Consider the following 13,307-nt stretch of genomic DNA (forward strand, 5'->3'; position numbering starts at 1 on the left):
CCCGCCCCAACAGTTTTGGGTTTTATTTACACAAGTTATTTATTTTCTATCCGTTAGTATATTAGATGGGCAACTTTCATGTTGCCTATGCCCCAAAGTCATTAATTCAAAGGTTGTCTGTGTCCGTGAGTGAATCTCTCCTCGAATCTATTTCCGTCGAATCTATTCCCAATGAAGCTTTAGCAAATCTCGATCTGACAGATTTTTCGCTTTCCTTACCCGACCCCAATGATGAAGGGTTGGCTGAAGGTCAATTTCTTGCCGAAGTCGATCTAGCTTGGCAAGTATGCGATCGCTTCGATTTGCAGACAGATATTTGGCGGGGGCGAATCTTGCGAACTGTACGCGATCGCGAGAAAGCAAATGGAGAGGGACGTGGTACGGGTTTCTTAAAATGGCTGCAAGAGCGAGAAATCAGTAAATCTCAGGCTTATTCATGGATTCAACTCGCCAATAGTGCTGATACTTTAATGGCGGATGGTCAATTAGATGCTGATGATATTCGTCAATTTAGTAAGAGAGCTTTCTTAGAAACTGCTCAAGCTTCCTCAGAAGTGCAGCAGTTGATTGTCGATGCAGCTAGAAATGGAGAAAAGATTACTAGACGCGAAGTTCGACAACTCTCCGATGAATGGACATCGATGAGTTCTGACCATCTTCCCGATGATTTAAAGGAGAAGATTGCCGCTCACACGATTCCTACCCGTTATGTCGCACCCCTAGTTCGCGAAATCGACAAGTTGCCTGAAGCTTATCAAACTCCATTGAAACAGGCGATCGCCGATGCCTCCGATCTCGATAATATTAAGCTGGTTACTGCTGATGCTCAAAGGTTAACCAAATATCTCACCAATACGAGTCAAGTACAAGCGATCGCAAACCGTTCTGTTAACATCGATCATGCACTTGAGGAAGCCCTAAGACTTGGATGCCTCAAGCTTGCCTCCGATCTGGTCAGCCAAGCCTCACAACTCGAACAGGCGATCGCTAAACTCTACGGTATCTGGAAGCGTGTCTCTACATCCGCCGATCAGCTATATGTTGAGTCGGGTGCAAGCACACCAAATTTGCTGGATCTACTTAATTCTCTTGATTCATTAGCTAGCCAAAATGTCACTGTCCAAATTGGCAACGATCAGTCAGGACGGACTATTCGCTTACAAATCACAGAAGAGGATCAATAGTTGTCATTTGTACTCTAATAGAAAAAGGGGCTTAAGCCCCTTGCCTGAAACTTACTAACCTGAAAAACAGCTATGTCAAACAGTAATTCTTTGCAGCAGGCGCTGAAGCAATATTTTGGATATGAATCCTTTCGGGCAGGGCAGCGCGAGATTATTGAAGCAAGCATGGCAGGGCGCGACACCTTGGCGATTATGCCCACAGGCGGCGGTAAATCGATTTGTTTTCAGTTGCCAGCATTGCTCAAGACTGGGGTAACGATAGTCGTGTCTCCTTTGATTGCGCTAATGCAAGATCAAGTTACGGCACTCAAAGAAAACGGTATCGGCGCGACATTTCTCAACAGTACGCTGACGAATAGAGAAAGCACTCAGCGATCGCAAGCAATCCTAAATGGCGCGATCAAATTAGTTTATGTTGCACCTGAGCGCTTATTTGCTGAGCAGTTTCTCGAATTCCTGAATATCATTAAAGGAAAAATGGGTATCGCAGGATTTGCGGTAGATGAGGCTCACTGTGTTTCGGAATGGGGACATGATTTTCGTCCAGAATATCGCCAGTTGAGTCGAATTCGCCAACTCCATCCCGATGTACCCGTGATTGGCTTGACGGCTACAGCTACGGAGCGAGTGCGCGAAGATATTAGTCAGCAATTGCAACTGAAGCAGCCATATATTCATGTGGCAAGCTTCAATCGGTCTAATCTCTACTATGAAGTTGTTCCCAAACAAGGTATAGAGCAAACCTATGTAAACCTCTTGCAGCAAATCAAGCGACTACAAGGATCGGGCATAGTCTATTGCCTCAGTCGTAAACGTGTGGATGAAATAGCCAGTCGCCTGAGAGAAGATGGCATCGAAGCAATTCCCTATCATGCAGGATTAGGCAATAAAGAACGGGAAGAAAATCAAACTCGCTGGATTCGGGACGATGTGCAGGTAATGGTGGCGACAGTTGCCTTTGGAATGGGCATTAATAAACCTGATGTGCGGTTTGTGATTCATTATGATTTGCCCAAAAATATTGAAGGATATTATCAAGAATCAGGACGAGCTGGACGAGATGGCGAAGATTCTCACTGCACCTTATTTCTAGGCTATGGAGATTTAGAAACGATCAAGTTTCTCATTGCTCAAAAAGTCGATCCTCAAACCAATGAACCATTGGAAGCAGAACAGAGGATCGCTCAGCAGCAATTACGTCAGGTGGTGGACTATGCTGAAGGTGTTGCCTGTCGTCGCACGATTCTGCTTCGTTACTTCGGTGAACATTTTCAAGGTGATTGCGGAAACTGTGATAACTGTCTTTCCCCGAAGCCAATGGAAGATTGGACAGTTGAGTCGCAAAAATTCTTATCCTGCGTAGCTAGGACAAAGGAGCGATTTGGAGCAGGGCATGTAATTGATGTATTGAGAGGTTCGCGCAAAGAGAAAGTTCTACAGCATGGACATGAGAACCTATCGACCTATGGCATTGGTAAAGATCGCAGTCTAGATGAATGGCGACAACTGGCGCGATCGCTAACTCATCAAGGTTTTCTCACCCAAACTACTGATGGCTACGGCATTCTCAAGCTCAACGATCGCAGTTGGGAAGTAATGCGAAACCAGCGTAATGTGCTATTACCAATAGAACGTGATGCTGAGCCTGCAAAAGGAATTGATCGGGAAGAGGCAAGAGAAAGACCTGTTGATATGGATATTCTCTTTGAGAGATTACGGCTGTTACGCAAAAATCTAGCAGATGAGCAGGAAGTCCCGCCCTATGTAATTTTTAGTAATGCCACGCTCAATCAAATGGCAGAACAGCAACCAACTGATCGCAAGGATTTCGCGAAGCTGTCAGGAGTTGGGGCAAAGAAATTAGAACAATATGCCGATGATTTTATCGCAATTATTCTCGAACATCATCTCAAATATCCTCCTGCGGAAATCACTGAATCAACTCCCTCCAGAGTCAAACAGGAAGCCACGCCAAAATCAAAATTATCGAAAGCAAGTACACAACGCGAAACTTTAGCGATGTATGAAAACGGCTTAGATATTGATGAAATAGCTCGCGATCGCGGACTTAAACCCGCAACTGTTTGGACACATCTAGTCCAATTAATTGAAGCTGGCTATGCGATTAACTGCGATCGCCTTGTTGCTCCAGAGCGTCAAACCGTAATTTATGAAGCGCTAGATGCGATCGGTGGTGATAGCTTACGAAATCTCTTTGATCATTTACGTGAGGAATATAGCTACGATGAAATCAAGATAATTCGAGCCAACTGGCAAAATGAGAAAGAGCCATTATAATCAGGTTGAGATGAGGTGATATTCATCATTGGTGATACGACTGAGAATGAGTTTGATATCAAAACTGATGTTGCTATAATATTTTTAGTTTAGTTAAAGTCAATAGGAAGCAAAAGTAATGGTACAAACTATTGAAAAGACTCAGGAATCTAGCAAAACGGTTTCTTTGGACGAAGAAGTATTAAAAGTTTTTGCAAGTATGCCAGATTCTCTCAAAATTGAGGTTCTGCACTATGCAGAATATTTATTATACAAAAATACAGAGGGAAATGATTCTACTAATCTAGTCGATGTAGATATATCTGAAGCAAAGATGGCAGAAAAAAAAACGTTGTTTGGTTGTATGAAAGGAACTTTTGTTCTGCCCTTACCTGATGATTTTGATGAGCCATTGGAAGAGTTTGCGGAGTATATGTAATGAGTCCTATTCTGCTGGGTACACATACTTTTATTTGGCTTTTGGAGGGTAATACAAATTTACCAGTCACTTTACGAGAGGTTATTGATAATGCTGACCAAGTATTTGTAAGTATCGTTAGCCTTTGGGAAATAGCGATCAAGGTAAATATAGGGAAAATCACTTTGGAAAAGAATTTTAATGATCTTGAGGCTAGTCTTAATAATACGAGATTAATACTGTTACCTATCTCTATAATTGCTACAGTACATCTCAGCAATTTACCCATTCATAGCAATCATAAAGATCCTTTTGATCGAATGTTGATCGCGCAAGCTATTGATCGAAATCTCCTGATCGCAAGTCGCGATCTAAAGTTTGATTTGTATGCGGTGCAAAGGATTTGGGAATGAAAAATCTCCAAAGTCGATTACTTGAATATCTTGAAAAATTAGTTGTAGAGCGTAATCCTTACTATGCTTCGGCTGGACATTTATTTGCTAGGGAATATATCCGATCTCATTTTGCGAAATTCGGTGAAGTAGTCATCCATGAGTTTGAAGTCAATGGTAGTAAGCATCAGAACTTAATTCTCAATATTGCCGCTCTTACCCAGAAGCAGCGATCGCCAATTATCATTGGCGCACATTACGATACGGTTGCTGGTTGTGTAGGTGCAGATGACAATGGATCAGGTGTTGCCGTACTGCTCGAACTTGCTGAATATTTCTCGGCAAACCCTATTAAATATCCGATTCAGCTAATCGCTTTTGATATGGAAGAATATGGCTTATGTGGAAGTGCTGCATATTCGCAAAAGCTTAAGAATGAAAAACAAAAATTGCGGCTGATGATTTCTTTAGAGATGTTGGGATATTGCGATCGCAGTCCAAATTCGCAACATTATCCCGCAGGTTTAGACAAGTTCTATCCTAACACTGGTGATTTTATTGGCTTGATCGGGAGTATACCGACAATTCCCGATCTCATCCATTTACAACATCATATGAAATCAACTGTGCCTTGTGAATGGCTTCCCGCAGGTTGGCGAGGCTTAGCAATTCCCGATACTCGCCGTAGCGATCATGCTCCTTTTTGGGATGCTGGTTACAAAGCTCTAATGGTTACTGATACTGCGAATATGCGAAATCCTCATTATCATAAAAGTAGCGATCGCCTAGAAACCCTAGATTTAGAATTTCTCACTAATGTTTGCCAAGGGCTCATTGTTGGCGTAAAGGCTCTAAAATAACCCAAAAACAAAGTGTGAGTCGCCCGCTACGCGGGCAACTCACACTTTGTTTTTGGGCGCAAAGCGCTGTATGATGCTCTGAAATGCGTTTAGGTTAGATAAAAGTCCGTGTTAGACATTAAGCTCGTGCGATCGCAGCCCGAACAGGTGCAAGCTCGCCTCAATAGTCGAGGCAAAGGTTACGACATTAGTAGATTGGTCGAACTAGAGCAAGAAGTCCGTGCACTTGAAACTCAGCGATCGCATTTGCAAGCCGAAAGCAATGACATCGGTAAGCAAGTTGGCATCAAAATGAAATCTGGTGCGCCAGAATCAGAAATCCAAGCATTAAAAGCGCGATCGCCTGAAGTCAAACAGCAACTAGCGGAACTAGAACCTAAAGAAAGAGCGCTCCGAGAAGAAAGCAATGCCATTTTAATGACTTTGCCAAATTTGCCTAGCGAAACAACTCCCATTGGTGCGAATGAAACCGAAAATGTCGAAGTGCGACATTGGGGGGATGAATATAAAAGCGATCGCACCGATATTTTGCCTCACTGGGAAATCGGCGAAAAATTAGGCATTCTCAACTTTGAACGTGCAGTCAAAATTGCTCAAGCTCGCTTTGTTAACTTAATTGGTGCAGGAGCAGCCCTAGAACGCGCCTTAATTCAGTTCATGCTGAATACCCATACTGCCAATGGTTATGTCGAAGTTGCACCACCGCTATTGGTGAATACGGCAAGCATGACGGGCACTGGGCAATTACCGAAGTTTGCCGAAGACCTATTTAAATGCGCAGAAGACGAACTCTGGCTAATTCCCACTGCCGAAGTTCCGATTACGAATCTATATCGAGATGAAATCTTTGATGGTGAGAATCTACCAGTTCATCATTGCGCCTATACCCCTTGTTTCCGTCGTGAAGCGGGTAGTTATGGACGCGATACTAGAGGCTTAATTCGCTTACATCAGTTCAACAAAGTTGAACTCGTGAAATTTGTCCTTCCCGAAAACTCTGCCGAGGAGCATGAGAAACTAGTACGCGATGCCGAATCGATTTTGCAAGCCTTAAAACTTCCCTATCGTGTCGTTGAACTTTGCACAGGCGATATTGGCTTTGGTGCGGCAAAATGCTACGACCTCGAAGTCTGGCTACCGACCGCAAATACCTATCGCGAAATTTCTAGCTGCTCGAATTTCCATGATTTTCAGGCTCGTCGGGCCAATATTCGCTTTAAGAGTAAGGGCAAGAAAGGAACCGAGTTTCTGCACACCCTCAATGGTTCAGGCTTAGCCGTCGGACGCACCATGTCCGCCATTCTCGAAAACTATCAGCAACCTGACGGACGCATCTTAATTCCTGAAGTGCTACAACCTCTGATGAACAAAGAATATCTTTAAATGGAAGCACGCTCAGCGTGCTGTTTTAAAAAATTTAGCGCGAGACGCAACCATGGCTACGATTCACAAACTGCATCCAGACAATCCACAACCACGCGCGATCGCCCAAATCGTATCGGCTTTACGCGATGGCGCGGTCATGCTCTATCCTACGGATACCGTCTATGCGATCGGTTGTGATCTAATGTCCAAATCCGCTGTGCAACGTGTACGGCAACTTAAGCAAATGTCCAACGACAAACCACTTACTTTCCTCTGTTCTTCTCTTTCTAATATTGCGGAATATGCAGATGTGACCAATGTTAACTATCGTCTCATGAAAAGTCTTGTGCCAGGACCTTTTACATTCATTCTGCCAGCTACTAAGCTTGTGCCAAAATTGGTGCTAAACCCCAAGCGTAAAACTACAGGGATTCGAGTTCCCAATCATGGCGTATCACAGACGATTATTGAAGCGCTAGGAAATCCGATCATTTCCACATCTGCGAATCTAGTGGAAGATGATATTAATGAAGATGATTTTAATTATCACAGTCAGAATGGGAAACAGCGGAATGTTAGTGAATCATCTAAAATGGAATTATTTGATTACTTCTATAAATTAGTCGATTTGATCATTGATGATGATTCTGACTACACCTACGAAGTATCCACAATTCTTGATTTAACCGATGATCTCCATCCGCAGATCTTACGTCAAGGATTAGGAAAAGTTGAACTTTTGTGATCTGATCAACCCTCACATATTTCAAGCCCTTGCTATTAACCATCACTACAACTCACCATCCTGCAACGGAAGAGCTCCTCTTATGATTATTTTTAATGACTCTCATTACTTGGGTACTTTGGAAAAGTGGTTTAAGAGCGAGCAATCATCCTGCAAAATTAGCTTTCTAGATCGCGATAGCGGCGGCGGCTTTAATATTCGCGATCGCGTTCTAAGAACTGTCTTCCACAATCCTTGCAGAGATAGCGTTGCTTGTTGTGACGATGCCCGTTTTTAGATAAGCAGGAGGAATGACAGTGCGGACATTTCATTATTTTCATTACTTTCTCTACTGTTGGCTCTAGATGAGGGGTGAGGTAGGCGACCACCAAAGCTTTGAGTTCCTCATAACGAGCTTGTTGCTTGCTCTCTTCGCCCCTCAAAGCTTGCAGTAGCAGAGCGTTATAGCACTGGTTAACAGTCTCCGCAAGACGCTCACTTTTTTCAGCCGTCAGTTCTGGATTCCAACGTTGCAAAAGAGCGCCAAACTGCTGAATCAACCGTTGATTAAAGTTTTCATTAAAAAGTATAAATATCTGGGGCGCAACAAAATACTGAAGATAGACGACACGGGGCATCGGATCCTGAAAATAAGTAACATGAGCCTCGACCATCCGATCCATAAATTCAGCAAATGGACGTTGCGGATCAGCAGATTGCAAAAGCGCCCCATTAATTTCCATGACGCGCTCCATGTAACGCGATTCTAGGGAATGAAATATGGCTAGCTTATCGGGGAAAAACTGGTATAGAGAGCCGATTGCAGTCTCTGATCTTGCGGCAATCATATGCGTTGTGGCGGCTTCGTAGCCAACATCATCAAACACCTCTGCGGCGGATTTTAAGATTTGTTCAACCCGTTGCTGGCTACGTTTTTGTTGAGGTTTGCGGCGGAGTTGTGTTTTGAGGGGCTGCGATTCTGTCATAAGTTACTAGAAAAATTTGCTAGAAAAACACTCTTGACAAACATGAAAGCTTTGTCGTATTTTGAGCATTGAACATGAATAATCTATCACATTTTACCTATGTCACCGATCTTGCTTGGCGCACCTTGGTTGATTGCCCATCGCTCAATGTTGGGAATTGACAGCCCCTATAAAGTTTCTCTGAATGGTCAGGATTATGTTCTCTGGCAAAATCAGCAGGGAGAAGTATTTGCCCTCAATAACATCTGTCCTCATATGCAGGCTCCATTATCGAATGGTTGGATTTGTGAAGAGCGAATTATCTGTCCGTTTCATGCCTTGGCATTTGACGGACAGGGACGGCTATATCAAGCTGGGAAAGAATCTGCACAGCCTCTCACAACTCCTTTAAAGCTAGAGGTCAAAGGCGACTGCATTTGGACTTATGGAAATATGGAAGCCAAAATTCCTGTGCCTGACTTAATCGAAAAATTGAGCGATCGCATGACTTTTTTGGGTGCTGCGGGAGAATCGAGTATCCAAGGGGAGTTTTTGCATAATCTGCTAATTAACTTCGATTACAACCATCAGAATGGTACGCATCGCGAGTTATTTGGGATTAAAGCCAATCGCATTCCCTTGTTTGAGCAGAATGGCTATTGGGCTAAGGTTGTCCAAGAACTCGATCGCGCCGATGTTACCTTTGCCGATATTCGCCGTAATCCCGCAATTCTGCTAGCTCCTAAAACCTACACAGGGATTTTGGAGTATGCTTTTCCATCTCTAACTACCTTTAGAACTGAGTTCCCTTGGGGCGAACTTCTACAGGTACATGTTCTGTATCCTGAAACTGCGACCCAGACAAAAACTTTTGTGCTGGTCTATGTGAGATTCAAGAGGAAGATGTATAAGCCGCTTTTGCATCGGTCAATCTTGAGTGCCGTGGCTACAATCGTGGAACAGGATTCAAGTGCGATCGCAACTTCTTATCCGCGCCAGCCTGCGAAGATTCGCTTACCCAACGAAGAAATTATGATTCATGCTAGGAAACTTTATGAGGAATGGTAAAAGATTTTCCACAAGTAGAATAACTGAAGCTATTCCAGTTTGTTGTCAAGGGATACGAGCAATCGCCGTAGCATTGCTATAAAGGTTTCCCTTTCATTAGGATTAGCAAACTGACTGAGTAAATCCTGTTCACTTTTCAATAATATCGGAATTACTAAATCGGCTAACTGAACACCTTTAGATGTCAGTTGCACAATCACACTGCGGCGATCGTCAGGATCGCGGAGGCGGATGACAATGCCATCCTGTTCTAAGCGATCAATGCGATTAGTCGTTGCCCCTGACGAGAGCATGAGCAAACTATACAAGTCTGTGGGCTTGAGTTGATAGGGCTTGCCCTGCCGCCGCAGCGTAGTTACAACATCAAACGACCAAACACTCAAACCATATTCTGCCAATACGGTTTCGCGATGTTTTTCGAGCAGACGAGCAATCCTTAGCACTCGCCCAACTATGCCCAGTGGAGAAGTGTCTAATTGCGGCGATTCCTGTCGCCATTGCTCGAAAATGTAATCGATTTTATCCTGTTCCATAGGCGCAATTATATCTTGATGTCGAGATAGTTGACAATTATCTCGACATCATTTATCTTGATATAGAGATAAATGATGTCGAAGTTATTTTTAGTTATTTGCGATCGCCTCTTGATCCTCAGTTCATCGATCCTTAGACCATCGCTCAGTTTTCAGAACAAGGCTTCTATCCATTCCACCTCACATATTTACCCTTGTTTTGCCATGACTTCCCTCGCTTTGAAACACCTACATTCGATCGCATCGCGATATCAAATCTATTTGTATTTACTACTCGCGCTCTTGAGTGGCGTACTTCTGCCCATTCAAGCTAGTTGCAACGCCCAATTAGCGCGATCGCTAAATTCTGTTCCTTTAGCGGCAGACATTTCCTATATAGTTGGCACATTAGTTTTATTTGTACTAATCGCAACGCAAAAATTCGGTCATCCTGATTGGTCGGCGATCGCGAAAGCCCCTAAATGGAGTCTGATCGGTGGCGTGCTAGGCACTTGGTATATCTGTTCTAGTACTTACTTCACCTCGGTGCTAGGGACTACGCTAACCTTGGGATTAGTGGTCGGAGGACAGTCCCTCGCTGGCATCATCGTCGATCATCATGGTTGGTTAGACTTACCCAAACATCGTCTTACCCGCAATCGTCGCTTTGCGATCGGTTTGCTAATCGTCGCTATCTTCTTTCTCGCGCAATCTTAGAAACCGTCTAAGAATTATTTTCTGCGGTTAAAACCTCTAAGAGATCCCCCTCAATCCCCCTTAAAAAGGGGGAAGAAGAAAATTCTCCCCTTTTAAGGGGGGCTGGGGGGGATCTAGAAAATTCTCAATTTAGGTAAATATTATGGATATGCTCATTGCTTTGATTGGTGCGGGTTCGGGAGGTAGCTTTTTAGCGATCGGTGCAACCGCGAATACTCGATTGCGAAAAGCTTTACAGTCTTCTATTGGGGCTGCGACGATCAATTTTATAGTTGGTTCGCTGACTCTGACTCTCCTAATTCTATTGGGAACTTTTGGTTCTCAAAGTCTGGATCGGCTGACTCAAGTTCCTTGGTGGGCGTTTTTAAGCGGTTTACTCGGTGCTGTCTATGTGACCTTAAACACGATTATTATCCCCAAATTGGGACTAACAACAGCGGCTCTAGCTGTGGTATGTAGTCAAATGACTGGTTCTCTCTTGATCGATCAATGGGGCTGGTTTGGAGTGACACCGCATCCCATTAGTCCTTCGAGAATTGTGGCAATTGTGTTGTTATTAATTGCCGTTGCTCTTACTCAATTCGATCGTAGCGATCTAGGAAATACACTATGATTTCTACCAAGCCCTCACCTCCACTCTGGATTGGCGTAGCAATTTCCTTTTACGCCTTCATTGCGATTGGTCTTGCGGAAGCTGGTTTAGGAGTTTTACTTCCTTCCATTTTGCTGGAATACAATCTTAACCCAGCCACAGTAACACTTCTATTTGTCAGTCAGATTAGCGGCTATATTCTTGCCGCATTAACCAGTAGTGTTGTCAATAGCCGTCTGGGATTAGGAAGAATGCTTTTCTTTGCCGCCAGTATGCTGACAATGGCACTAGTCATCTATGCTTTATCGCCCGCTTGGTTGCTAATGGTTGCGGCGGGAACTCTCTTTGGTTTGGGGGTTGGACTGATTGACGCGGGTATTAATACTGCGATCGCGCAGGACGATCGCAGCACACATTTAATTGGATTGCTACATGGATTCTATGGTATTGGGGCGCTCTCAGGGGCAGCGATCGCTACTACTTTATTAGCTATTGGCATTAACTGGCGACAGGTCTATGGAGTATTAGCAGCGATCGTCAGCTTATTAATGGTGAGTGTATTTGCAGCAATTATTTATCGCTATCCATCCATGACTAGAAGCAAAGCCTTATCCCATTCTCTTGCTTGGCAAAATTTGGGGCGATCGCTGCAAATTCCCTTAGTGTTACTCACGGGATTAATGCTACTAATCTATGTCGGTTTAGAAGCTTCGATTAGTAACTGGGCTTATATTGTCCAAGTCAGCGATCGCCAAATCCCTGCATTAGTCTCAGGATATAGCGTTAGCGCTTACTGGTTAGGCTTAACCGTCGGTCGGTTTCTTCTCGGCTATTTTCTGCGATCGCTAGGAGCCGTAAAAACGATCAGTATGTCCCTCGCCCTGCTAATGATCGGACTGTTAGCTTGGTGGCAATTGCCTGAGCAATGGATTAGTTTACCGATGATTGGTTTTGCCCTTGCGCCGATATTTCCTGCTACTATCTGGCTAATTCCCAAACAGTTACCCGAAAGTTTAGTCCCTGCCGCCGTCAGCTTTGCTACCAGTGCTGCAAGTGTCGGAGCAGCGCTGATTCCCTCTGGTGTGGGCTGGATTGCCAGTTGGTCTGGCTTAGGCATTATTCCTTTGTTAATGCTGCCATTAGCGATCGCGATGATCGCTTTACATTGTGCAAATTCGCTCCATAAAAACTTGGCTCAATAGGTATTTCGGGGAGGTGAAAGAAAGGAATAAATTGATAATATTGTAGCGAAAACCAAAAGAAGCGATCACTATGCTGAGTGTGAACTTAACCCATCTAATCGATGATGAAAAATGTTACGAAACAGTGCGTCAGACGCGATGGACAAGAGGAGTATGCTGTCCAAAATGTAAAAGCTCAGAGGTGATCAAGCGTGGGAAAGATGAAACGCAACCTGCCCGCCAACGTTACCAGTGTAAAACTTGCAATGCCAACTTTGACGATCTAACCGACACAATATTCGCAGGACATCATCAACCACTACGGATGTGGATATTGTGTCTGTATTTGATGGGATTAAATCTCTCGAATCGACAAATTGCCCAAGAACTAGACCTAGACAAGGATGTGGTGCAAGATATGACCACCCAATTGCGAGAAGGTATTGACCAAGGCAAGCCTGAAGTAAACTTATCTGGCTCAGTCGAGTGTGACGAGGTATATGTGACAGCAGGACACAAAGGCAAACCCGAAGAAGTTAAAAAAAAGGGCGCAAAGGAAGGCGTAATCGCCTCAAGGGGGTTCGGGGGCGGGGGACACACTTGAAAAAGAAAAACCACCCATCTTCGGCATGATTCAGCGCGGTGGTGAAGTGGTAATTCGCATGTTAGAAAACGTGCAACAACGAACTATTGAGCCTCTGATTAAAGCTACGATTACTCTTGGTACTATGGTTTACACTGACGAATATGCTATCTACAACCCTTTACAAGATTGGGGCTATGCTCACAAATCTGTTTGTCATGGTGCGGGAGAATATGCCAGAGATGAAGATGATGATGGCTTTTGTGAAGTTCATGTCAATACGATGGAAGGCTTTTGGTCGCTTTTGCGCTCTTGGCTACGACCTCATCGCGGTATATCTCAAGAAAAGCTACCTTTGTATTTGAGCTTCTTTGAGTTTGTCCATAATGCTAAGACGAGGGGTAAAGCTTTGCTGAGTACTTTGCTGGACTCCCTACTTTCCTTACCTCCCCGAATCGCCTATTGAGCC

13 protein-coding genes and 1 pseudogene are annotated in these 13,307 nt (G+C 44.0%); 12 read left to right on the forward strand and 2 right to left on the reverse strand.

Annotation, left to right across the window (positions count from 1 at the left end):
• The first annotated feature begins 65 nt into the window (after nucleotides 1-65).
• From APA_RS14130 to APA_RS14160, 7 genes are all read left to right on the forward strand, one after another.
• Nucleotides 66-1,184: a hypothetical protein gene (locus tag APA_RS14130; RefSeq protein ID WP_236579585.1), complete on the forward strand. Its 1,119-nt coding sequence runs from the start codon at nucleotides 66-68 to the stop codon at nucleotides 1,182-1,184.
• 72 nt (nucleotides 1,185-1,256) lie between these two features.
• A complete protein-coding gene (gene recQ / locus APA_RS14135; protein ID WP_201322912.1) occupies nucleotides 1,257-3,482 on the forward strand; it encodes a DNA helicase RecQ in 2,226 nt (741 codons plus the stop codon).
• Nucleotides 3,483-3,600: 118 nt separating this feature from the next.
• The gene (locus APA_RS14140; protein WP_201322913.1) at nucleotides 3,601-3,900 is read left to right on the forward strand and encodes a DUF2281 domain-containing protein; all 300 of its coding nucleotides are present in this window, start codon (nucleotides 3,601-3,603) and stop codon (nucleotides 3,898-3,900) included.
• A complete protein-coding gene (locus APA_RS14145) occupies nucleotides 3,900-4,292 on the forward strand; it encodes a type II toxin-antitoxin system VapC family toxin (protein WP_201322914.1) in 393 nt (130 codons plus the stop codon). The genes APA_RS14140 and APA_RS14145 overlap by 1 nt, the downstream gene beginning before the upstream one ends.
• The gene (locus tag APA_RS14150; protein WP_201322915.1) at nucleotides 4,289-5,131 is read left to right on the forward strand and encodes a M28 family peptidase; all 843 of its coding nucleotides are present in this window, start codon (nucleotides 4,289-4,291) and stop codon (nucleotides 5,129-5,131) included. The genes APA_RS14145 and APA_RS14150 overlap by 4 nt, the downstream gene beginning before the upstream one ends.
• Nucleotides 5,132-5,239: 108 nt before the next feature.
• Nucleotides 5,240-6,514 carry a serine--tRNA ligase gene (serS, locus tag APA_RS14155; protein ID WP_201322916.1) on the forward strand — a complete coding sequence of 425 codons (1,275 nt, stop codon included), beginning with the start codon at nucleotides 5,240-5,242 and terminating at the stop codon, nucleotides 6,512-6,514.
• 52 nt (nucleotides 6,515-6,566) lie between these two features.
• A complete protein-coding gene (locus tag APA_RS14160) occupies nucleotides 6,567-7,241 on the forward strand; it encodes an L-threonylcarbamoyladenylate synthase (RefSeq protein WP_201322917.1) in 675 nt (224 codons plus the stop codon).
• Between the two features lie 191 nt (nucleotides 7,242-7,432).
• On the opposite strand, the gene APA_RS25235 is transcribed toward APA_RS14160, so the two are convergent.
• A complete protein-coding gene (locus tag APA_RS25235) occupies nucleotides 7,433-8,206 on the reverse strand; it encodes a TetR/AcrR family transcriptional regulator (RefSeq protein ID WP_201322918.1) in 774 nt (257 codons plus the stop codon).
• A 99-nt stretch (nucleotides 8,207-8,305) separates the two neighbouring features.
• On the opposite strand from APA_RS25235, the gene APA_RS14170 reads away from it, so the two are divergent.
• Nucleotides 8,306-9,253 (forward strand): Rieske 2Fe-2S domain-containing protein, encoded by a 948-nt coding sequence (locus APA_RS14170; RefSeq protein ID WP_201322919.1) that lies wholly within the window; start codon nucleotides 8,306-8,308, stop codon nucleotides 9,251-9,253.
• Nucleotides 9,254-9,282: 29 nt separating this feature from the next.
• Here the strand turns inward: APA_RS14170 and APA_RS14175 are convergent, their stop codons facing one another.
• Nucleotides 9,283-9,786, reverse strand: coding sequence for a MarR family winged helix-turn-helix transcriptional regulator (locus tag APA_RS14175; RefSeq protein ID WP_201322920.1), 504 nt, complete (start codon nucleotides 9,784-9,786; stop codon nucleotides 9,283-9,285).
• A 75-nt stretch (nucleotides 9,787-9,861) separates the two neighbouring features.
• On the opposite strand from APA_RS14175, the gene APA_RS14180 reads away from it, so the two are divergent.
• The 4 genes and pseudogenes from APA_RS14180 (at nucleotide 9,862) to APA_RS25805 (ending at nucleotide 13,304) form a co-directional block, all read left to right on the forward strand.
• Nucleotides 9,862-10,482, forward strand: coding sequence for a DMT family transporter (locus APA_RS14180; protein WP_236579586.1), 621 nt, complete (start codon nucleotides 9,862-9,864; stop codon nucleotides 10,480-10,482).
• 142 nt (nucleotides 10,483-10,624) lie between these two features.
• Nucleotides 10,625-11,095, forward strand: coding sequence for a DMT family transporter (locus APA_RS14185; protein WP_201322921.1), 471 nt, complete (start codon nucleotides 10,625-10,627; stop codon nucleotides 11,093-11,095).
• On the forward strand, nucleotides 11,092-12,276 hold the full coding sequence (locus tag APA_RS14190) for a sugar MFS transporter (protein ID WP_201322922.1): 1,185 nt from the start codon (nucleotides 11,092-11,094) through the stop codon (nucleotides 12,274-12,276). The genes APA_RS14185 and APA_RS14190 overlap by 4 nt, the downstream gene beginning before the upstream one ends.
• A 70-nt stretch (nucleotides 12,277-12,346) precedes the next feature.
• Nucleotides 12,347-13,304: pseudogene (locus APA_RS25805) on the forward strand (IS1595 family transposase).
• Nucleotides 13,305-13,307: the final 3 nt, after the last annotated feature.

The sequence above is a fragment of the Pseudanabaena sp. lw0831 genome, assembly GCF_016584665.1.
In the GTDB taxonomy this organism is placed as follows: domain Bacteria; phylum Cyanobacteriota; class Cyanobacteriia; order Pseudanabaenales; family Pseudanabaenaceae; genus Pseudanabaena.